The sequence below is a fragment of the Blautia intestinihominis genome, assembly GCF_040096655.1.
Lineage (GTDB): Bacteria > Bacillota > Clostridia > Lachnospirales > Lachnospiraceae > Blautia_A > Blautia_A intestinihominis.
Map to the genome: position 1 here is coordinate 36,186 of NZ_JBBMEI010000010.1, position 21,692 is coordinate 57,877.

25 protein-coding genes and 1 pseudogene are annotated in these 21,692 nt (G+C 45.5%); 23 read left to right on the forward strand and 3 right to left on the reverse strand.

Going from position 1 to position 21,692, the window contains the following annotated elements; translation table 11 throughout:
• Positions 1 to 43: 43 nt before the first annotated feature.
• The 13 genes from WMO75_RS04890 (at position 44) to WMO75_RS04950 (ending at position 11,900) form a co-directional block, all read left to right on the forward strand.
• Positions 44 to 952, forward strand: a complete 909-nt coding sequence (locus WMO75_RS04890) for a LysR family transcriptional regulator (protein WP_118699116.1) — start codon at positions 44 to 46, stop codon at positions 950 to 952.
• Between the two features lie 159 nt (positions 953 to 1,111).
• Positions 1,112 to 2,056, forward strand: coding sequence for a nickel ABC transporter permease (nikB, locus tag WMO75_RS04895; RefSeq protein ID WP_118699115.1), 945 nt, complete (start codon positions 1,112 to 1,114; stop codon positions 2,054 to 2,056).
• Positions 2,053 to 2,916 (forward strand): nickel transporter permease, encoded by an 864-nt coding sequence (nikC, locus tag WMO75_RS04900; protein ID WP_173903261.1) that lies wholly within the window; start codon positions 2,053 to 2,055, stop codon positions 2,914 to 2,916. The genes nikB and nikC overlap by 4 nt, the downstream gene beginning before the upstream one ends.
• Positions 2,917 to 2,942: 26 nt before the next feature.
• Positions 2,943 to 4,478 carry an ABC transporter substrate-binding protein gene (locus WMO75_RS04905; RefSeq protein ID WP_349077710.1) on the forward strand — a complete coding sequence of 512 codons (1,536 nt, stop codon included), beginning with the start codon at positions 2,943 to 2,945 and terminating at the stop codon, positions 4,476 to 4,478.
• A gap of 48 nt (positions 4,479 to 4,526) precedes the next feature.
• Complete coding sequence (locus WMO75_RS04910) at positions 4,527 to 5,327, forward strand: ABC transporter ATP-binding protein (RefSeq protein WP_303223297.1); 801 nt, start codon at positions 4,527 to 4,529, stop codon at positions 5,325 to 5,327.
• A gap of 1 nt (position 5,328) precedes the next feature.
• Positions 5,329 to 6,087: an ABC transporter ATP-binding protein gene (locus WMO75_RS04915; protein ID WP_118699111.1), complete on the forward strand. Its 759-nt coding sequence runs from the start codon at positions 5,329 to 5,331 to the stop codon at positions 6,085 to 6,087.
• 503 nt (positions 6,088 to 6,590) lie between these two features.
• Complete coding sequence (locus WMO75_RS04920) at positions 6,591 to 8,186, forward strand: ABC transporter substrate-binding protein (RefSeq protein WP_303019340.1); 1,596 nt, start codon at positions 6,591 to 6,593, stop codon at positions 8,184 to 8,186.
• 6 nt (positions 8,187 to 8,192) lie between these two features.
• Positions 8,193 to 9,188, forward strand: coding sequence for an ABC transporter permease (locus WMO75_RS04925; RefSeq protein ID WP_243002373.1), 996 nt, complete (start codon positions 8,193 to 8,195; stop codon positions 9,186 to 9,188).
• Positions 9,185 to 10,012 carry an ABC transporter permease gene (locus WMO75_RS04930; protein ID WP_291581484.1) on the forward strand — a complete coding sequence of 276 codons (828 nt, stop codon included), beginning with the start codon at positions 9,185 to 9,187 and terminating at the stop codon, positions 10,010 to 10,012. Before WMO75_RS04925 ends, WMO75_RS04930 begins: the two co-directional genes overlap by 4 nt.
• Before the next feature lie 9 nt (positions 10,013 to 10,021).
• On the forward strand, positions 10,022 to 10,942 hold the full coding sequence (locus WMO75_RS04935; RefSeq protein ID WP_173905688.1) for an oligopeptide/dipeptide ABC transporter ATP-binding protein: 921 nt from the start codon (positions 10,022 to 10,024) through the stop codon (positions 10,940 to 10,942).
• Complete coding sequence (locus tag WMO75_RS04940) at positions 10,939 to 11,544, forward strand: ABC transporter ATP-binding protein (protein WP_173905689.1); 606 nt, start codon at positions 10,939 to 10,941, stop codon at positions 11,542 to 11,544. The genes WMO75_RS04935 and WMO75_RS04940 overlap by 4 nt, the downstream gene beginning before the upstream one ends.
• Positions 11,545 to 11,588: 44 nt before the next feature.
• On the forward strand, positions 11,589 to 11,711 hold the full coding sequence (locus WMO75_RS04945; RefSeq protein ID WP_331529557.1) for a hypothetical protein: 123 nt from the start codon (positions 11,589 to 11,591) through the stop codon (positions 11,709 to 11,711).
• Positions 11,712 to 11,729: 18 nt separating this feature from the next.
• The gene (locus tag WMO75_RS04950) at positions 11,730 to 11,900 is read left to right on the forward strand and encodes a hypothetical protein (RefSeq protein ID WP_331529555.1); all 171 of its coding nucleotides are present in this window, start codon (positions 11,730 to 11,732) and stop codon (positions 11,898 to 11,900) included.
• A gap of 58 nt (positions 11,901 to 11,958) precedes the next feature.
• On the opposite strand, the gene WMO75_RS04955 is transcribed toward WMO75_RS04950, so the two are convergent.
• Positions 11,959 to 12,276: a helix-turn-helix domain-containing protein gene (locus WMO75_RS04955; protein ID WP_118252333.1), complete on the reverse strand. Its 318-nt coding sequence runs from the start codon at positions 12,274 to 12,276 to the stop codon at positions 11,959 to 11,961.
• Positions 12,277 to 12,568: 292 nt separating this feature from the next.
• On the opposite strand from WMO75_RS04955, the gene WMO75_RS04960 reads away from it, so the two are divergent.
• On the forward strand, positions 12,569 to 13,009 hold the full coding sequence (locus WMO75_RS04960; RefSeq protein ID WP_227222684.1) for a hypothetical protein: 441 nt from the start codon (positions 12,569 to 12,571) through the stop codon (positions 13,007 to 13,009).
• Positions 13,010 to 13,129: 120 nt separating this feature from the next.
• On the opposite strand, the gene WMO75_RS04965 is transcribed toward WMO75_RS04960, so the two are convergent.
• Positions 13,130 to 13,477 carry a molecular chaperone Hsp90 gene (locus WMO75_RS04965; RefSeq protein ID WP_118699108.1) on the reverse strand — a complete coding sequence of 116 codons (348 nt, stop codon included), beginning with the start codon at positions 13,475 to 13,477 and terminating at the stop codon, positions 13,130 to 13,132.
• A 79-nt stretch (positions 13,478 to 13,556) separates the two neighbouring features.
• Positions 13,557 to 14,063 (reverse strand): annotated as a pseudogene (locus WMO75_RS04970) (SulP family inorganic anion transporter); the annotation flags it as partial.
• Between the two features lie 149 nt (positions 14,064 to 14,212).
• Here WMO75_RS04970 and WMO75_RS04975 point away from each other — a divergent pair.
• The 9 genes from WMO75_RS04975 (at position 14,213) to WMO75_RS05015 (ending at position 21,686) form a co-directional block, all read left to right on the forward strand.
• Positions 14,213 to 15,223 carry a beta-ketoacyl-ACP synthase III gene (locus tag WMO75_RS04975; protein WP_303223296.1) on the forward strand — a complete coding sequence of 337 codons (1,011 nt, stop codon included), beginning with the start codon at positions 14,213 to 14,215 and terminating at the stop codon, positions 15,221 to 15,223.
• Between the two features lie 68 nt (positions 15,224 to 15,291).
• Complete coding sequence (gene acpP / locus WMO75_RS04980) at positions 15,292 to 15,519, forward strand: acyl carrier protein (protein ID WP_022215488.1); 228 nt, start codon at positions 15,292 to 15,294, stop codon at positions 15,517 to 15,519.
• Positions 15,520 to 15,545: 26 nt separating this feature from the next.
• Positions 15,546 to 16,484, forward strand: coding sequence for an enoyl-[acyl-carrier-protein] reductase FabK (gene fabK, locus WMO75_RS04985; protein WP_022215487.1), 939 nt, complete (start codon positions 15,546 to 15,548; stop codon positions 16,482 to 16,484).
• On the forward strand, positions 16,477 to 17,397 hold the full coding sequence (gene fabD / locus WMO75_RS04990) for an ACP S-malonyltransferase (protein WP_303223295.1): 921 nt from the start codon (positions 16,477 to 16,479) through the stop codon (positions 17,395 to 17,397). The genes fabK and fabD overlap by 8 nt, the downstream gene beginning before the upstream one ends.
• Positions 17,398 to 17,408: 11 nt before the next feature.
• The gene (fabG, locus tag WMO75_RS04995) at positions 17,409 to 18,158 is read left to right on the forward strand and encodes a 3-oxoacyl-[acyl-carrier-protein] reductase (RefSeq protein WP_303223294.1); all 750 of its coding nucleotides are present in this window, start codon (positions 17,409 to 17,411) and stop codon (positions 18,156 to 18,158) included.
• A complete protein-coding gene (fabF, locus tag WMO75_RS05000) occupies positions 18,155 to 19,396 on the forward strand; it encodes a beta-ketoacyl-ACP synthase II (RefSeq protein WP_118252330.1) in 1,242 nt (413 codons plus the stop codon). The genes fabG and fabF overlap by 4 nt, the downstream gene beginning before the upstream one ends.
• Before the next feature lie 6 nt (positions 19,397 to 19,402).
• Complete coding sequence (gene accB, locus WMO75_RS05005; protein ID WP_303223292.1) at positions 19,403 to 19,858, forward strand: acetyl-CoA carboxylase biotin carboxyl carrier protein; 456 nt, start codon at positions 19,403 to 19,405, stop codon at positions 19,856 to 19,858.
• A gap of 21 nt (positions 19,859 to 19,879) precedes the next feature.
• On the forward strand, positions 19,880 to 20,308 hold the full coding sequence (gene fabZ / locus WMO75_RS05010) for a 3-hydroxyacyl-ACP dehydratase FabZ (protein WP_118252329.1): 429 nt from the start codon (positions 19,880 to 19,882) through the stop codon (positions 20,306 to 20,308).
• A gap of 10 nt (positions 20,309 to 20,318) precedes the next feature.
• Entirely contained in the window at positions 20,319 to 21,686 is a 1,368-nt protein-coding gene (locus WMO75_RS05015) for an acetyl-CoA carboxylase biotin carboxylase subunit (RefSeq protein ID WP_118699104.1), read from the forward strand.
• Positions 21,687 to 21,692: the final 6 nt, after the last annotated feature.

Below are 21,692 nucleotides of genomic sequence, written 5' to 3' on the forward strand. Positions count from 1 at the left end.
AGGCAGACAACTGCACAGACTATAAGGATATGCGGAGAATCATATGGATTTAAAACAATTACAATATTTTGTGGCATGTGCCCAGGCAGGGTCTTTCAGTGATGCGGCGAAGATCCTCTATTCGACACAGCCCAGTGTGAGCAAGGTGATCAAGGCACTGGAAGACACTCTTGGAATGCAGCTTTTTGAGCGCCTTCCGAGAGGAATCCGACTGACAGTGCAGGGACAGAAAGTCTATCACTATGCATGTAAGATCACAAATGAGATGAATGTTCTGGAGAATATGGCTTTGGGAGGCATGACAAAATGGATTCGTATTTCGCTGAATCCAAGTTCCTGGTTTGCCAATCAGTTTGTAGATTTTTATAATGAAACCTATGAAAAAAACTATCACTTTCAGATCACAACAGCAGGCGTACGGAGTGTTATGGAACGTGTCCGTGACTACATGGATGACATTGGATTTGTTTATATCCTGAGTCAGCAAAAGGAGAACTTCCTGCACGAGCTGACCAAAAATAAACTACAGTTTTTTACAATGTATGAAACAGATGTAGTCCTGTATTCAGGGCGGAAGACAGAAATTTATGCTTCCAGAAAGGACAAAGCAGAGCTTGCAGATCTGGAAGGAATCCGTTTTATCCAGAATTATCAGGATGAATTTTTTGATATCGGAGCTGCACGGGAAGATGCATTCCAGTGGAAAGATCTTGATATTTCTGTGCTGACCAACAGTGACTACATTATGGAAAAAATGCTCAGGAACAGCCGGGTTGCAAATGTAAGCGGCAGTTATCTTTCCGAGAACAAAACAGGTACTACGCCGGGAATCCCGCTGAATATGGGTGACAGTAAGGTTATTTTTGGCTATATGCTCCACAAAGGCGAAAAAATTGATGAAAGTATACAGGAATTTCTCGACTTTCTGGTAAGCAGACTTCCCAAAAGTTAATTCCGACTCATTCCAGAACAGACGAAAGGTATTCGAACTACGAATAGCACATAACCCTCCCACGGGGTTGTGTGCTTTTTTGACATCTGATAGACTTTATCTGACGAATTACTATGCGGATATTTTGTCTGAGGATTTACAGACACAAAAGGAGAATTCATGATTAAATACATTTTTAAAAGACTTCTTCAGCTGATCCCGATTCTAATTGGGATCACTTTTTTGTCTTTTGCCATGATGCGTTTGGCAGGTGGTGATGCGGTAACGTATATGTATGAGAATGCCGGTTCAGCAGTTTCACAGGAAGTCATTGATGAGACGCGGAAGGAATATGGTCTGGATCAGCCATTTCTTATTCAGTATGCGAAATGGTTTGCAGGAATGGCAACCGGAGATATGGGCAAGAGCTATGTATCCAAACGAGATGTTTATGAAACATTTGTAGAAAAACTTCCGGCAACGATCATGCTGACCGTATCATCTGTATTGCTGACAATGCTGATCGCAATTCCACTCGGCATTTTTTCGGCGGTAAAGCATAATAAATGGAGCGATTACCTGATACGTTTCCTGAGTTTTATCGGGAATTCCATGCCAAACTTCTTTGCAGCACTGGTGCTGATGTACTTTTTTTCCATCAGACTTGGATGGTTTCCGGTAATCACAACGGACAATATAGCTTTAAGCCTCGTTCTGCCAACACTGACACTTGCCATATCTATGGCATCCAAGTATACCAGACAGGTGAGAACTACGATCCTTGAAGAACTGAACAAAGATTATGTGGTCGGAGCAAAGGCGAGAGGTGTGAGAGGAAGCGTGATCATCTGGAAGAATGTTATGAAGTCTTCCATGCTGACGATCATTACTCTGCTGGCTTTATCAATAGGAAGTCTTCTGGGAGGAACTACGATCGTTGAGACTATTTTTATGTGGGATGGTGTTGGCAAAATGGCAGTAGATGCCATTACCATGAGAGATTACCCGATCATTCAGGCATATGTAGCCTGGATGGCAATCATTTATGTGGTTGTAAACCTGATCACGGATATCATTTATCACTATCTGGATCCTCGAGTAAGATTAGGAGGTGACAGAGCATGACGCAGAAGAAACAGATATCTGTCCGAAAACAGAAGATAAAGAAAAACCATGTGAGAGAAAAACTGATCTTTTTTACAATACTGACCCTGATACTTCTGGTTGTTGCTGTTTTTGCACGGAAGCTCTGTCCGTATGATCCGGATGTACAGGATCTTCTGCTGGCACAGAAACCGCCAAGTGCAGAACATATACTGGGTACAGACCGCTACGGAAGAGACATGTTTTCGCGTGTACTGGTAGGAAGTACGACCAGTATTTATGCGACACTGCTTCTGGTGGCAATCGTCACGATACTTGGAACGGTGATCGGCATCATCTGCGGGTGGTGTGGAGGAATCATAGATACTGTGCTGATGCGTATATCAGATCTGTTTCTTGCGTTCCCAAGCCTTGTTTTTGCCCTCGCAGTAGCTGGTGTACTTGGCGGTGGCATCCAGAATGCGATCATAGCACTGGCTGTCATCGGATGGCCGAAGTTTGCCAGACTTGCCAGAGGACTGACTCTTGCACAGAAAGATTCACCATATCTGATGGCGGTGAGACTTTCGGGAAGCAGCACACTGAAAATTATGTTTAAACATATTTTACCGAATATTGCAGGTCCGATACTGGTTACCTCTGTTCTTGATATCGGAACTATGATGATGGAACTTGCAGGACTGTCCTTCCTCGGACTTGGCGTACAGCCTCCGATGGCAGAGTGGGGAAGCATGATTAATGATGGAAGAAGTATGCTTCAGATCTCACCATGGATGGTACTTGCACCGGGACTTGCCATATTTATAACCGTTATGATCTTTAATCTTCTCGGGGATACACTCAGAGATTTTATGGATCCAAAAGAAAGAGCAAAGAAATAAGAGAATAAAGAAAGGAAACAACGATTATGAAGAAGAAATTACTTGCAGCAATTCTGACAGGAGCAATGCTTGTAGCAGGAATGTCTACAACCGTATGGGCTGACGGTGAAAAGGCTTTTGTTTATGGAACAACCGGATACAGCGAGGAAATGGGAGATGCGGGATTAAACCCACATGACAACTATTCAGGCTGGAGTGCACTTCGTTATGGCGTTGGCGAAACTCTGTTCAAATATAATGACAACATGGAAGTAGAGCCATGGCTTGCAACTGATTATGAATTTGTGGATGATACAACTGTAAAGATCACACTTCGTGACGGAGTACAGTTTTCCAGTGGACGTACCATGGATGCGGAAGCAGTCAAGGAATGTCTGGAAGATCTGATCGCAGTTCATGACCGTGCACCTTATGACCTCAAGATCGATCATATTGATGCAGATGGTCTGACACTTACCATTTATACAACAGAGCCATGTCCGGCGATCATCAATTATCTTGGTGATCCATATGGTGCGATCATTGACATGGATTATGGAATCCAGGGTGAAGGCGGTTCTGCCAATGTGGCCGGAACTGGCCCATATATTGCAGAGAACGTCACTCCAACCCAGATCGATCTGGTAAAAAACGATAACTACTGGGGCGGTGAAGTGAAAGTAGATAAAGTTACAGTCAAATCTTTTGCAGACGGAAGTGCATTGACCGCAGCCCTGCAGACAGGTGATATTCAGGGTACTTATGGACTCCAGTATGACAACTATGCATTATTTGAAAATAATTCAGATTACACGATTAATTCCTGTGCGACCAGCCGATGCTTCTTTGGTCAGTTCAATATGGATTCAGAGATCATGAAAGACCAGAATGTTCGTAAAGCTGTTGAGATGGGAATCGACAAAGACGGATTCTGCTCTGTCATCATGGAAGGACGTGGAGTTCCGGCAAAAGCAGCTTTCCCAAGCGGCTTTTCTTATGGAAATGATGCAGTAGAAACGGTTTCCTATGACCCGGAAGGCGCTAAGAAACTTCTTGAGGAATCCGGCTGGACGGATACAGACGGAGACGGATATGTGGATAAAGACGGACAGAAACTCAGCATTAACTGGCTGACTTACCCAACCCGTCTGGAACAGCCGAAACTTGCCGAGTACGCACAGGCTACACTGAAAGATATCGGAATCGATGTGGTTGTAAATAATACATCTGACCATATGACGATTGCAAAGAATGGAGACTTTGATGTATATGTAAGTTCTACAACTACAGCACCGACAGGTGATCCGGAATACTTCTTTACCAGTACAGTAACAGGTGCCAAGAACTATGGTAACTATCAGAATGAAGAAGTAACAAAACTGACAGATCAGCTTCACCAGACGTTTGACAAGGATGAAAGAGCAAAACTTGCAGTAGAACTTCAGCAGGATATTCTGGATGATGATGTGTTCTTCTTTGTATCTCATCTGAATATGGGAATCGTAACCAAGTCAAATGTTACAGGAATGGCAGCACATCCATGTGATTACTATGAGATCACTGCTGACCTGGATGTAGAATAAAATTATTGCTTCTGCTTGCAGCAGCAATTTTTGAGGAGAAAATAAATTATGGATTCTTTGCTTCGTGTAGAGCATGTGACAATTTCTTATAATGGAAAACCAACGGTTGAGGATGTCAGCTTTGAATTAAAGCAGGGCGAAATCCTTGGAATCGTGGGCGAGTCCGGAAGCGGCAAAAGTACGATCATCAAGGCAATCATGGGGATTCTGGGAGAAGAAGGTCTGGTTACAAGAGGTGATATCTGGTACAAAGGTGAGAACCTTACAGACATGAGTGAAAAAAAACTCCGTAAGTTTCTGGGAACAGAGATCGGAATGGTCTTCCAGGACTGTAAAACTGCATTGTGTCCCGTTCGGACAATTGGAGCACAGATACATGAGGCAGTATCCGAACATGAGAAAGTCAGCAAAAAGGAAATCCGGGAACGTGCCGGAGAGATCATGAAGAAGATAGGTCTGGATGACAGTGACCGTGTGCTGGACAGTTATCCGTTTGAACTCTCCGGTGGAATGAACCAGAGAGTGGGGATCTGTACAGCCATGATCATGCATCCGAATCTGCTTCTGGCAGATGAACCGACCAGTGCACTGGATGTGACTGTTCAGAAGCAGGTAGTGGAAGAACTTCTGCTCATGCGTAAAGAATACAATACTGCAATGATTCTTGTAACTCACAATATCGGCGTTGTAAGGATGATGACAGACAGGATACTGGTTCTACAGAACGGACAGGTAAGAGAGTATGGAGAAACTGAGGCTGTCCTGGATCATCCGAAAGATCCATATACAAAGAAGTTGATGGGTTCTGTGCTTCATCTGAATCGGGCAGAGAATCAGGAGGTGCAGTAGAATGGCGGATATTATCCTGAAAGCGGATCATCTCAAAAAAGTATTTATATCAGGGAAAAAATCCATGACTGCAGTGGATGATGTAAGCTTTGAACTGGAACGGGGGGAATGCCTTGGAATCGTAGGCGAATCCGGTTCCGGTAAAAGTACGATTGCCAAAATGATCACACATCTGGAGCCGGTGACGGATGGGCAGATTTTTCTTAAAGGAAAGGACATTACCCATGTCGGAGGCAAAAGCTTAAGGAAAACCTATCAGGATATCCAGATGGTTTTTCAGATGCCAATGGAATCTTTTGACCCGAGATGTACTTTGGGCGACGGAATTGGGGAAAGTCTCCGGAATATGGGGATAAATCGCACAGAAACACGAACACGTGTGGAAAATCTTCTCGAAAGATGCGGCCTTTCTAAAGAATACGCGGACCGTTATCCGCATCAGGTCAGCGGAGGGCAGTGCCAGCGAGCCGCAATTGCCAGAGCACTTGCAGTCAGTCCGGAGATCCTGATCTGTGATGAGGCCACCAGCGCACTTGACGTAACTGTGCAGAAACAGATCCTGGAACTTCTGATTGAACTGAAAGAAAAAGAGAATCTGTCATTTATCCTGATCTGTCATGACCTTGCGCTGGTGCAGGCCTTCTGCGACAAAGTACTGGTTCTCTATCATGGAAAGACAGTAGAATATGGAACACCGGATGATATCATCAATCATCCGAAGATGGATTATACAAAGAAATTAATAGATTCAGTTTTATAAATCAACAGCATAATAATCAGCGAATAATAACCGGAGGGCAGGAAAGACATTGATTACTATCACACATAATCGACATCTTGCAGAAACGATCGGAAGCAGATTTGCGGTTATGAATGAAGACCATGAATTAAAAATGATATAAATATAAAAAAAGTACTTCCCGCGGATTAGAAGTACTTTTTTTATTATGGGTTAACTGGTGCCTTAAGGGTGGAGGTCTGTGCACCTTTATTTGATAAAATAACACAGTTCTTTGTGTTGACTATATTTTAACAAAACGCAGTGTAAAAACAAGCCTCCCAGGGGGATGTAAAGCCATGAAAAAAACAGTATGATCCATGCGATATATGAATATGTCAATATCCCCTAGGGGCGGTTATATATGACCGAAATTGATGGTATACTGATAGAACTTGTTATGCATAATAAATAAAAACAAACCATAAAACTGTTGATAGACACAGCGTTATGCATAAATAAGAACAAAAGGAGGAAATGAGACAATGAAGAGAAAATTACTGGCAATTATGATGGCGGTCTGTGTGACAGCATCCTTTGCAGGAGGATCTGCAACTGTATTTGCGGCACAGGAAGAAAGCACAGCGAAAGATGAAGTAATCGTAACCATGCCGACAACATCTGAGCCGGAGTCCGGTTTTGACCCGGCATATGGATGGGGCGCAGGAGAGCATGTGCATGAGCCACTGATCCAGAGCACACTTACTACTACAAACACAGATCTTTCTATCGGTATGGACCTGGCGACAGATTATTCTGTGAGCGATGATGGACTTACCTGGACTGTTAAGATCCGGGATGATGTCAAATTTACAGACGGTGAAGCTCTGACAGCATCCGATGTGGCATTTACATACAACAACTGCCGCGATAACAGTTCCGTCAATGATTTTTCCATGCTGAAAGAAGCAGTGGCTGTGGATGATACAACGGTTGAATTTCACATGAACACACCATTTGCAGTCTGGCCATATACAATGGCAATTGTGGGAATCGTTCCGGAACATGCTTATGATGAGAATTACGGACAGGATCCGATCGGTTCCGGACGTTATATCATGAAACAGTGGGACAAAGGACAGCAGGTTATTTTTGAGGCGAATCCGGACTACTACGGCGAAGCACCAAAAATGAAAAAAGTAACCGTTCTTTTCATGGAAGAAGATGCAGCACTGGCAGCAGCTCAGTCCGGCACGGTAGACGTGGCACATACGGCGGCATCTTATTCAGATATGACGGTTGACGGATATGATCTGTTCAGCGTGCAGACAGTAGATAACCGCGGATTCAACCTTCCGGCAACTGCAGCAGAGGAAATTGACGGAGTAACTTATGGAAATGACTTCACCAGCGATGTGGAAGTAAGACGTGCGATCAATATCGGCATTGACCGTGAAGAAATGATCCAGAATGTCCTGAATGGTTACGGAACCCCGGCATACAGTGTGTGCGATAAAATGCCATGGTATAACGAGGAAGCAGAAGTAGAATACGATCTGGATAAAGCAAAAGAAATTCTTGAAACAGCAGGATGGGCAGAAGGTGATGACGGAATCCGTGAAAAAGACGGCGTACGTGCGGAACTTACCATGCTGTATCCGGCATCCGATTCTGTTCGCCAGGCACTGGCAGAAGACAGCAAGAATCAGCTTGCCGAACTTGGAATTGAAGTGACAACAGAGGGCGTTGACTGGGATACTGCCTACACAAGAGCAGAGTCTGAGCCACTTGTATGGGGATGGGGCGCACATACACCAATGGAGCTGTACAACATCTATCATACAATGAGCGAGACCGGCCTTGCAGAGTACTCTCCATATGCGAACGAAACCGTAGACAAATATATGGATGAAGCTCTGAAATCCAGTGATCTGGAAGCATCGTATGACCTTTGGAAAAAAGCCCAGTGGGACGGAGAGAGCGGAATTACGCAGGAGGGAGATATCCCGTGGATCTGGCTCTGCAATATTGATCATCTGTACTTTGTAAAAGACGGACTCAAAGTAGCTGACCAGAAGATCCATCCACACGGACATGGCTGGTCTATCGTAAATAACGTAGATCAGTGGTCATGGGAGTAACAGATCTTGAATAATTCAAAAGCAAAATTTATCTTAAAAAATTTCATTAAAGTGCTGCTTCTGCTGTTTGCGGTCAGTGTTGCTGCTTTTGCACTTATGACAGCTTCTCCGATCGATCCTCTGAAAGCGAACGTCGGACAGGCTGCGCTTGGAAGCATGAGTCAGGAACAGATCGCAAAACTTGAAGAATACTGGGGCGTGGGACAGCCGCCCCTGCAGCGCTACATTGCATGGTTCAGAGATTTTGTGAGGGGAGATATGGGAATATCTCTCCTTTATCGACAGAAGGTAACGACAGTGATCGCCGTAAAACTTGGAAATTCCCTGTTTCTGATGATCATTGCATGGATTTTGTCAGGACTGATTGGTTTTTTGCTGGGCTCACTTGCAGGGATGAACCGTGGAAAACCGATTGATAAGATCATCAAAGGATACTGTCTGGTGATCTCCAGTACCCCGGCATTCTGGATTGCTATGCTGTTGCTTATCATTTTTGGAGTATGGCTCAAAATACTTCCGATAGGATTAAGTGTACCGATTGGAGTTGAGGCAAGCGGAGTGACTTTTTTTGACCGTGTGCGTCATGCAATCCTTCCGGCGGTGACACTTTCCATCACAGGAATATCCAATATTGCCATGCATACCAGAGAAAAAATGATCGACATCTGTGACAGCGATTACGTGCTTTTTGCAAAAGCAAGAGGAGAGAGTAACTGGCAGATATTCAAAAACCATGGTTTCCGCAATGTCCTTGGCCCGGCAGTGACACTTCAGTTTGCTTCGATCAGCGAGATATTTGGCGGCTCAGTGCTTGTGGAGCAGGTTTTTTCCTATCCGGGACTTGGACAGGCAGCGGTCAGTGCAGGTCTTGGAAGTGATATGCCGCTTCTGATGGCGATCACGATCATAAGTGCACTGTTTGTGTTTGGAGGAAACTTTATAGCCAATATTCTGTACGGAGTCATCGACCCGCGGATCCGAAGAGGGGGTGCGGGAAGATGAAAAACAGATGGAACCGCAGAAAAACTCTGGTACTCTGGCTTGTTATCGCCGTGGTGTTTCTTATAGCAGTCTGTATCAGCGGCCTGTTCTGCGAAGATGCAGCAAGGGCAACAGATTTTTCCAGAAAAAACCTTGCACCCTGCCTGAAATATCCGTTTGGTACAGACTGGCTTGGAAGAGATATGTTTGCACGGACAGTCAGAGGACTTTCTATCAGTATCATCATAGGAGTATGTGCAGCTACGTTCAGCGCGGTCATGGCATTTATTCTTGGAGTTGTATCTGCAACAATGGGAAAAACAGCAGATACCATTGTGACATGGATCATAGACCTGGTCATGGGAATTCCGCATATGCTTCTTCTGATCCTTATCTGCGTTGCATGCGGAAGAGGACTTAAGGGAGTCATTCTTGGAGTTGCACTGACGCACTGGACATCTCTGGCGAGACTGATTAGAGGTGAAGTGCTGCAGCTCAAAGAACAGATTTACATAAAAACAGCCAGAAAACTGGGAAAAAGCAACTTGTATATCGTAATGAAACACATGGTTCCACATCTGCTTCCGCAGTTTATTGTCGGACTTGTCCTTCTTTTTCCGCATGCGATCCTTCATGAATCCAGTATCACTTTTCTTGGGTTCGGGCTGTCAAATGAACAGCCTGCGATCGGAATTATTTTGTCAGAAGCAATGAAATATCTGATCACAGGCAAGTGGTGGCTTGCATTATTTCCGGGAATTATGCTGGTGATCACCGTTGTATGTTTTTATACAACAGGTGAAAATCTCCGCAGGCTGCTGGATCCGGCAAGTGCACACGAATAGGAGAAGAGAATGGAAAGGGAAAAAATTCTGGAAATCAACAACATGAAAATATCTTTTACCCAGTACCAGAAAGGAATACAGCAGACAGAACTGCCTGTGATCAAAGATTTGAGTGTCACGATCCATGCAGGAGAAATGGTGGCAGTAGTCGGTTCTTCCGGTTCGGGCAAAAGTCTGCTGGCACATGGAATCATGGGGATTTTGCCATATAATGCTGAAATGGGTGGAGAAATACGATACTGCGGAGAGCCGCTGACAGAAAAAAACATCCGGAAACTGCGGGGGAAAGAAATCGTTCTGGTCCCGCAGAGTACTTCTTATCTGGATCCATTAATGAAGGTCGGACAGCAGATCTGCAAAGGAAAAAAGAACAAAGAAAAGAAGAAACATCTGGATTCTATTTTTGAACAATATTCTCTGGATAAAAAGGTTCAGGAACAGTATCCGTTTGAACTTTCCGGGGGAATGACCAGGAGAATCATGATCTCTACAGCATTGATCGAGAATCCAAAGCTGGTCATCGCGGATGAACCGACACCCGGGCTGGATCCGAAACTCGCAAAACGTGCAATGGAACATTTTCGCCAGCTTGCGGATATGGGAGCTGCTGTTCTTGTCATTACACATGATCTGGAACTTGCCCTGGAAACGGCAGACAGAGTACAGGTATTTTATGCCGGTTATACGATCGAAGATGCGGCAGTGGATGATTTTAATGAGGAAGAAACTCTTAGGCATCCATATACCAGAGCACTCTGGCGTGCGATGCCGAAACACGGTTTTCGATATATTGACGGGGTACAGCCTTATGTAAAAGATAACCTGCAGGGATGCCCGTTTGCACCACGATGCGACAGGAAATCACAGGAATGTCAGGGCGAGATTCCATGGAAAGCTTCCGGCAGTGGATATGTGAGGTGCATATTATGAGACTTGAAGCAAAAAATCTGTCTTTTAGTTATGATGTAAAAGGCAGACAGATACTGAGACAGTTCAGTTTAAGTGCAGACAGCAGTGAACGTGTAGGAATCATAGCTCCCAGTGGTTTTGGCAAAACAACTCTGTGTAAGATCCTGTCCGGATATGAAGCACCGCAAAGTGGCGAAGTGCTTCTTGATGGCAAACCACTCAGCGAATATGGCGCATACTGTCCGGTACAGATGATCTGGCAGCACCCGGAGCAGGCGGTAAATCCAAGACTCCGCATGAAAAATGTAATCGAAGAAGGAGACAGGACAGCACCGGAACTGATCGAAAAGCTGGGAATAGAACCTGACTGGATGAATAGATTTCCGACAGAACTCTCAGGAGGAGAATTACAGCGCTTCTGCATTGCAAGAGCCCTGGGACAGAGAACCCGTTTCCTTCTGGCAGACGAGATCACAACCATGCTGGATCTCATCACCCAGAGCCAGATCTGGCATTTTCTCATCGAAGAAACAGAACGAAGAAATATCGGAATGCTCGTAGTCAGCCACAGCCCGGAACTGATCAAGAAAGTCTGCACAAGAGTAATTGAGTTAGATAAATAGAAGAAACACCAGTTTATAAAGATATAGTATGGAACATCAACACTATGCTTTATAAGCTGGTATTTTTTTTCAATCCAAACATCAAAGAACTTGTAGGTTTCCAGATGACCTGCCTGGAAAAAATGTACGACTACAATCAGACCCGCCCATCCCAGATGGAAAAATGAGCAGAGCTGATCAAAGAAATGTTCGCAGAAGCAGGAGAAGGCTGTTATATCGAGCCGCCGTTTTATGCAAACTGGGGCGGACGGCATGTTCATCTTGGTAATCCCTGCCGTGTCCTTCGAGAACTCAACGACCATGACAGAGAGTATTACTACAGAGATCGTAAGATTGACTGGGATACATTGAAATAAAAAACAAAAACCACAGAATAGCTGTCAAAAACTGTTCTGTGGTTCATTTTTTAATTTTTTATTTCTTTTTACAAAACTGTTCTGCAATCTGTTTGATCAACTTCAATTGCTCGGAGTTCAGATTCTGAAGGATTTTGATTAATTCATTTATTTCTTTCGGGTAACTCATATGCTGGTTAAAAAAATCTCCAGGAGTGATTTTGAGATAATCACAAATATAGAAAAAGACCTGCATAGATGGATAAGCTTTCTGATTTTCAATTCGATTTATGTAACTGGGATTCTGACCAAGATCAAGGCTCATTTCTCTGGCAGAGATTTCTTCATCCGTTCTTAACTGCGCAAGCCGTGTGCTGAAACTTTCCTTCGTATTCATATCACAAATTCTCCTTTTTGTGACATTTTATATCACCAACTTACTTGAAACAGGATATATAAAACCTGAAATATAAAAAGCAAGATATATAATACTTAATTTTGGAAAAATATGGAATAAAACCAGAGACAAAATTATCTTTGGAAGAGAAATATTGGAGATACTGGTAAGATTAAAGAGCGTTTCGTTCTTGCGTAATGCCAGACTTAAATTAAGTGATATATTACACATAATGACTTAATTATAAAAAACTAAAACACTTGAGACTAAGGAACGGTGATGTTTTGTGAGTATGTATCAGAGCGAGCGTGAGGTGGCAGTGAAAAGGCTGCAGAAGGGGATTTTGGAGAAGAAAACAGAACTTGATAAATTATTGTGGGATGCACTTCTGGCAGGTCAGGGGGAGTTTTTTAATACTTCATCGGGGCTTCCGTTTTCTTATGTGGTGAAGAGAAAGCGAAACGGGGAATACAGTGGAGAACTGCTGGTGTCCCGTAAGGAAAGCAGCAAAACTCTGACTCGAAGTTCTGTGCTTCTGGCGTTTCACAAAGTGATCGATGCAACTCAGATTTGTGATATAGATGGAAAAGCAGAGCTGATCCTGCCAGAATATAAAGGACCGAAGGCGATAGGGCAGATTTTTGGTATTTCTTACATATATAGTATTTTCTGGAAGTTCGAGCTGATCAGAGTTCCGGCGAAAGTGCAGGAGAAGCTGATGGACATTAAGTAAATGCCAGCGGGTCTCTTTAGCTTGTCAGACAAACGCCCAGACAATGGCAGCCGATAAAACGTATGCGGCATTGTCTGGGCATTCTAAATGCTTATGTAATTATCTGATAAACAATAACCCTTATTTCAGGATTTCATCCTTCTTCTCAAGCAGTGCTTCACACGCTGCACATGCAGGGCAGTCGCAGTATTTTGCTCCGTTGGATTTGATCTCTTTGGCGTGGATCAGGATGTTTTTTGCACCTTCTTCACCGAAAACTTTGGCACCCATATCGGACTCTGCAAAAGCAATCAGACCGTCGATCGGCATGATGTCTTCTTCAAGTTCTGCTACGAATGTTTTGGCAGCAGCAGCTTCATTTTCGCCGCCGATAGCATCGAGATAATTCTGTGCAGTTTCTTTGACTTCGGCACATGCGGATGGTGCTGCGAGCAGGTCTTCTGTTAATTCACGGATTGTTTTGGACATGATAAAATCTCCCTTCCTATGTTGTATATTGATAACTCTATTATAGCGCGAAATCGACAAAAGGAAAAGCTGAAAAGGTTTAGATAACCTCTTCAGCTCTTTTTAATGCCGCGGATATATTCGGGCGGAAATTTTCTTCTCCGACAAGTTCAACAAAGCCGGCTTTTTTCATAACGCGCATTGGCTGTTCATTGATATCCGGTGTATCATCGTCCGTATAAACCCAGCTGTCAACATGGGTTTCTTCGCTCATTCGTTTGATGAAGAGCAGACATGCAAGCACCATACCGATTTCGATGGCAACGACCAGGTCAAAGAGGACTGTCAGCACGAAAGTCGCCAGAAGTACGATAATGTCACTTTTTGGAGCGGTTTTGAGCAGATCACGGAACGTTCTCCACTGGCACATATTGTAGACAACAATAAAAAGGATCGCGGCGATCGTCGGCATAGGGATCATTCCGGCATAAGGCATCAGAACGACAAGCACGATGACAAGTGTGACAGAGTGGACCATTCCGGCGATCGGTGTACGTCCGCCGTTTTTGATATTGGCAGCAGTTCTTGCGATTGCTCCTGTTGCCGGGCATGTTTGTGTTTATATACAAACCAGAAAGCTGCGGAATGCAAAGTTGTTAATTTTTTCTCTTGACAAAAGCTTTTTTTGGAGATATACTTTGACAATCAAAATATTCTAAAATCAAAACAAATTAGGAATATGAGGAAACAACTATTATGAATAAAGAACAGACCATAACCGGAGTCATCCGGGGAACGGGAGCCTGTGTCCCTGAGAGAGTTCTGGATAACAATGAGATCGCAGGTTTTGTAGATACCAGTGATAAATGGATCCGGGAACGGACTGGTGTGGAGCGACGGCGCATTGTGGAAAAGGAAACGACAGTTTCCATGGCAGCGGAAGCAGGCCGCCAGGCACTTGAGGAAGCCGGAGTTTCACCGGAAGAAGTAGATATGATTCTGGTGGCAACGGGTTCAGCTGACCGGGTTTTTCCATGTACAGCCTGTCAGGTACAGGAAATACTTGGAGCGGTCAGAGCGGTCGGATTTGATCTCAATGCTGCGTGCAGCGGATTTCTTTTTGCTTATAATACTGCCCAGGCTTATATCTCATCCGGAATCTGCCGGACGATCCTGGTCATAGGAAGTGAGAGTCTTTCCAGACTGGTGGACTGGACGGATCGCGGAACCTGCATCCTGTTTGGAGATGGGGCCGGAGCGGTTCTTCTAAAGGCAGCAGAGGGCAAGAGCTACCGACCGGCGGCACACTCCGATGGAAAAGGCGGATCGGCACTTACCGGACCGGGAGCCGCAGGCAGAATCCGAAGTATTGACAGAGACTGCAAAGAAGCAAAAACAGAATACATTACCATGAATGGCAAGGATGTCTTTCAGTTTGCGGTCCGCAATGTTCCGCAGGTGATACAGGAAGTTTTGAAAGAAAATGAACTTTCTATAGAGGACATTGACTGGTTTGTTCTTCACCAGGCGAATGCGAGGATCGTGGATGCAGTTGCGAGGCGGCTTCGCCTGGATATCGGGAAGTTTCCAATGAACCTTCAGGATTATGGAAATACGTCATCCGCGAGCATTCCGATTTTGCTGAATGAACTGAACCGGAAGGGTATCCTCAGGAAAGGGCAGAAGCTGGTTCTGGCAGGATTTGGCGCAGGGCTTTCGTGGGGAGCAAGTGTATTGGAGTGGGGGATTGACAGCCATACGAAGTGATAAAGCAACTTACAGATAATCTGAATTTATAAATATAAAAAATAGAACAGAAAAAGGAGAAAACAAAAATGTTAGAAAAAATCATCGAACTTACAGCAGACACTTTAGGAGCAAACGCAGCAGAGATCACTGCAGAGACATCCTTCATGGATGATCTTCATGCAGATTCCCTTGATCTTTTTGAACTGGCAATGGCACTTGAGGAAGAATTTTCTGTAGAGATTCCAAGTGAAGATCTTGAAAAGATCACAACCGTAGCAGACGCAATGAACTACCTGACAGAGCATCAGGCATAAGAGTCACAGGACAAGAGGATTTTATTATGAAAACAGAGATCACAGAATTATTAGGAATTGAATATCCGGTGATCCAGGGTGGCATGGCATGGGTTGCGGAATGTCATCTGGCAGCAGCTGTATCCAATGCAGGCGGTCTTGGACTGATTGCAGCAGGCGGTGCGCCGGCAGAATGGGTCAGAGAGCAGATCCGTGAGACAAAGAAACTGACAGACAAACCGTTTGGTGTCAATATCATGCTGATGAATCCGGAATCAGAAAAAGTTGCTAAGGTTATCGTGGAGGAAGGCGTCAAAGTCGTTACCACAGGAGCCGGAAGCCCTGAGAAATACATGGCAGACTGGAAAGCAGCCGGAGTCAAAGTTATCCCGGTCGTTGCATCCGTAGCACTTGCAAAACGTATGGAACGCTGCGGTGCAGATGCGGTCGTTGCCGAAGGCTGTGAGGCAGGCGGCCATATCGGAGAGCTTACCACAATGGTACTGGTTCCGCAGGTCGTTGACGCAGTGAAGATTCCGGTGATCGCAGCAGGCGGTATCGCAGATGGCAGAGGAATGGCAGCAGCATTCATGCTTGGCGCAAAAGGAATCCAGATGGGAACCGTTTTTGCAGCATCCAAAGAATCTGTGATCCATGAAAATTATAAAAACAGCATCATCAAAGCAAAAGACATCGACAGTCGTGTAACAGGAAGAAGCACCGGACATCCGATCCGTGTTCTCCGTAACGACATGGTCCGCAGATATCTGGAACTGGAAAAAGCAGGCGCACCGTTTGAGGAACTGGAACAGCTTACTCTGGGAAGCCTCAGAAAAGCCGTTCAGGAAGGTGATGCAAAGAACGGAAGCCTGATGGCAGGTCAGATTGCAGGCATGATCAAAGAGGAACGTTCCTGTGAAGACATCATCAAAACAACTGTTGTCGATGCAGGCAAGCTGATGAACGGGGTAAATGCAGATGAGTAAGATCGCTTTTATTTATCCGGGACAGGGCGCACAGGCAGTTGGAATGGGAAAGGATTTTTATGAAAAAAGTCCTCTGTCCAAAGCCGTTTTTGATCAGGCATCTGAAGCGGTAGATCTTGACCTTAAGAAACTTTGTTTCGAAGAAAATGATCTTTTGGACAAAACAGAATATACACAGGTGGCGATGGTAACAGCCTGTCTTGCAATGACGAGAGCTGTCGAAGCAATGGGACTTCATGCGGATATGGCAGCGGGCTTAAGCCTTGGTGAATACTGTGCGATCGCAGTGGCAGGCGGAATGTGCGACATGGATGCAGTACGCACTGTTCGCTCCAGAGGGATTTTTATGGAACATGCAGCACCGGAAGGAACCGGGGCAATGTCCGCAGTACTCGGACTTGATGCAGCAGTCATTGAGGATGTCTTAAATGGCAGAGAGGGCGTTTCCATTGCAAACTACAACTGCCCGGGACAGATTGTCATTACCGGTGAAGCGAAAGCAGTTGCCGAGGCGGGAACAGCTCTCAAAGAGGCAGGTGCAAGAAGGGTACTTCCGCTTAAAGTAAGTGGACCTTTCCATTCACCGATGATGAGACCGGCAGGAGAAGAACTGGCGAAGGTTTTTGCCGGAGTCAGTATGAATCCCCTGAAAGTTCCGTATGTGGCGAACATCAACGCAGAGGTAATTACAGACTGCGGAAAGATCGAAGAACTTCTGGTAGCGCAGGTCAGCGGATCTGTCCGCTGGCAGCAGAGTGTGGAGACCATGATCCGCGAAGGCGTGGATACCTTCGTAGAGATCGGACCGGGCAAAACACTGACAGGATTCCTTCGAAAGATCGATAAAAATGTAAAATCCTATCACATTGGAAGCTGGGAAGAAGCTGTTTTGGTGTGTGAGGAACTTAAATAAGGAGAAAATAAGTGGCAGAGCAGAATAAAAAGAAAGTTGCTGTTGTAACAGGTGCTTCCAGAGGGATCGGAAGAGCCATTGCCCTGGAACTTGCGTCGAGAGGTGCAACAGTTGTGATCAATTATAACGGTTCTGAGGAACGCGCAAAGGAAGTACAGAAAGAGATCGAGGAAAAAGGCGGCGAAGCAGAGACCAGACAGTGGAATGTCGCTGATCATAAAGCCTGCGAAAGTGCCGTAAAAGATATCGTAAAGACACATGGAAGTATTGATATCCTGGTGAACAATGCAGGAATCACAAAGGATGGCCTTCTGATGGGAATGTCTGAAGCAGATTTTGACAACGTGATCGATGTCAACCTCAAGGGAACTTTCAATATGATGCGTTTTGTTTCCAGACAGATGCTCCGCCAGCGCAGCGGACGTATCATCAGCATGGCATCTGTAGTTGGAATTGCCGGAAATGCAGGACAGGCAAACTACGCGGCATCCAAGGCAGGGATCATCGGCATGACAAAGAGTGCGGCGAGAGAACTTGCATCCCGTGGAATTACTGTAAATGCAGTGGCACCGGGATTTATTGAGACAGAAATGACAGCAGTATTATCCGAAGAAGTAAAAAAAGCATCTGCCGCACAGATTCCGCTCGGACATTTTGGCAAGCCGGAGGATATCGCAAAAACAGTCGCTTTTCTGGCATCTGACGATGCTGCATACATCACAGGACAGGTAATTCGGGTCGATGGAGGAATGGTCATATGAGTAAGAGAAGAGTCGTTGTCACCGGACTTGGTGCAGTTACCCCTATTGGAAATAATGTAAAGGATTTCTGGGCAGGGATCCGCGAGGGAAAAGTCGGCATCGGACCGATCACGAAGTTTGATACCACCGATTACAAAGTAAAGATTGCCGCAGAGGTGAAGGATTTTAACGCAAAAGACCATATGGATCCGAGATCTGCGAGACGTATGGATCCGTTCTGCCAGTATGCAGTGACGGCAGCAAAAGAAGCCCTGGAAGATTCCGGGATCGATATGGAAAAAGAAGATTCTTTCCGCGCAGGCGTGATCGTTGGCTCCGGTATCGGAAGTCTTCCGCAGGTAGAGAATAACTATGAAAAAATCCTCACCAAAGGACCTGGAAAAGTAAATCCTCTGATGGTACCGATGATGATCTCCAACATGGCAGCAGGAAATATCTCCATTCAGTTCGGACTCCGCGGCAAATGTACAGATGTTGTGACAGCCTGTGCTTCCGGAACTCATAGCATTGGTGATGCATTCCGCGCGATCCAGTACGGGGATGCCGAGATCATGCTGGCAGGTGGAACGGAAAGCTGTATCTGCCCGACAGGTGTTGCAGGTTTTACTGCCCTTACTGCCCTTACCAAAACAGAAGATGCCGCAAGAGCATCTATCCCGTTTGACAAAGACAGAAGTGGTTTTGTGCTTGGTGAAGGTGCCGGCATCGTGGTCCTTGAGGAACTGGAGCATGCGAAGGCAAGAGGCGCAAGGATCTACGCCGAGCTTGTCGGTTACGGTGCAACAGCTGATGCTTTCCATATCACTTCTCCGGCAGAGGACGGAGCAGGCGCAGCAAGAGCAATGGAACTGGCAATGGAAGAAGCCGGCGTACAGCCATCTGAGGTGGAATACATCAACGCACATGGAACAAGCACGCACCACAACGACCTGTTTGAGACAAGAGCGATCCACAAGGCATTTGGAGATGCGGCAAAAAATCTGGTTGTAAATTCAACCAAATCCATGATCGGACATCTGCTCGGTGCAGCTGGCGGTGTGGAATTTGTAACATGTGTAAAATCTCTGGAAGAGGGATTTATCCATCAGACCGTTGGAACCACAGAGCCGGATGAAGAGTGTGACCTGAATTATGCGATCGGTGCTCCGGTGGAAAAAGAGATCCGCTATGCAATGAGCAATTCTCTTGGTTTCGGCGGACACAATGCGACACTTCTTGTGAAGAAATACGAGGGTTGATAGATTATGGAGTTTGAAAATCTTCTTATATTAATAAAAACAGTATCAGATTCTGAACTGACAGATTTTGCTTACGAAGAAAACGGAACCAGCATTCATCTGAAGAAGAAAAAAGAAACGGTAGTGGTTGCAGGAAATCAGCCGGATGTGCCGATCGCGGGTCTTGCAGCAGCCAGTCCGGCGACTGTAAATGCTGAAACTGTACAGGCAGCGTCCAGCGAGCCGGAGGGTATGATCGTAAAATCTCCTCTGGTGGGAACTTTTTATGCAGCACCGTCTGAGGATGCAGATCCGTTTGTTTCTGTTGGTGATCAGGTGAAAAAAGGCCAGACACTTGCCATCGTGGAAGCGATGAAACTGATGAACGAGATCGAAAGCGATTTCGACGGAAAAGTTGCAGAGATTTATGTGCAGAACGGACAGGCAGTGGAGTATGGACAGCCGTTGTTCCGGATTGTGTGAAGTAACTGGGGAGTATAGATCATGAATAAATTAGGTGTAAAAGAAATTGAACAGATTCTTCCTCACAGACATCCATTTCTTCTGGTGGATTATATCGAGGATTATGAACCGGGCAAATTTGCCGTCGGTTATAAATGTGTGACATTCCGTGAGGACTTTTTCAGGGGACATTTCCCGCAGGAACCGGTCATGCCGGGTGTTCTGATGGTGGAAGCTCTTGCGCAGACAGGAGCTGTAGCAATCCTGAGCCTTGAAGAAAACAAAGGCAAGATCGCATATTTTGGCGGGATCAAAAACTGCAGATTCCGTGGAAAAGTTGTCCCGGGAGACAAGCTTCGACTGGAAACGACAATTATCAAATGCAAAGGACCGGTAGGTGTCGGTCATGCAGTTGCAAGTGTCGACGGCAAAGTGGTAGTTGATGCAGAACTGACTTTTATGATTGGATAGGTGACACACTATGATTAAAAAAGTGCTGATCGCGAATCGAGGGGAGATCGCGGTGCGGATCATCCGCGCATGCAGAGAAATGGGAATAGAGACAGTGGCTGTTTATTCAGAAGCGGACAGAGATGCGCTTCATACACAGCTTGCGGATGAGGCAGTCTGTATCGGACCGGCACCGTCATCCCAGAGCTACCTCAGCATGGAAAATATCATCAGTGCGACGATCGTTACAGGAGCCGATGCAATCCATCCGGGATTTGGTTTCCTTTCCGAAAACAGTCGTTTTGCAGAGCTTTGTGAGCAGTGTAATATTACTTTTATCGGACCGCCATCCAGTGTGATCGCAAGTCTTGGAAATAAACAGGCGGCAAAAAACACGATGGCAAATGCAGGTGTTCCGATCATTCCCGGCGGTAAAAATCCAATCTACACAGTAGAAGAGGGAATGAAAGAAGCAGAAACGATCGGGTATCCGGTCATCATCAAGGCTGCTCTTGGAGGCGGCGGCAAAGGAATGCGAGTTGCTGACACTCTGGCAGATTTTGAAGAAAGTTTCCGTACTGCACAGAAAGAAACGCAGATGGCTTTTGGCGATTCCACGATGTATGTGGAACATTTTGTGCGTCATCCAAGACATATCGAGTTTCAGATCATGGCAGATAAGTTTGGAAATGTGATCCATCTGGGAGAGCGTGACTGCTCCATCCAGCGAAATCATCAGAAGATGATCGAGGAGTCTCCGTGCGAGGTGATTTCCGATGATCTTCGTGCCAGAATGGGTGAGGCAGCAGTAAAAGCGGCAAAAGCAGCCGGGTATGAAAATGCCGGAACGATTGAATTCCTTCTTGATAAAGATGGCAGATTTTATTTCATGGAAATGAATACCCGAATCCAGGTGGAACATCCGGTCACAGAGTGGGTGACTGGCGTGGATCTTGTCAAAGAGCAGATCCGTATCGCTTCCGGACTTCCGCTTTCCTGCAAGCAGGAAGATATTCATCTTACCGGTCATGCGATCGAATGCAGGATCAATGCCGAAAACCCGTCCAAAGGTTTTCGACCGTCACCGGGAACGATCACAGATATGTATTTTCCGGGTGGAAAAGGAATCCGTATTGATTCTGCCGTGTACAGTGGATATACGATCCCGCCGTACTATGATTCCATGATCGCGAAGGTGATCGTGTGGGCAAAGAACCGTACCGAAGCGATCCGTAAGATGCAGAGTGCACTTGGTGAAGTGATCATTGAGGGGATCGACACCAACGTGGACTACCAGTATGAAATCCTGGAACACCCGGATTTTCAGTCCGGGAATACGGATGTAGAGTTTATCGAACGGATGGAAAGCGAAGCGCAACAAGAGAAGAGAGTGGGTTAATTAGAT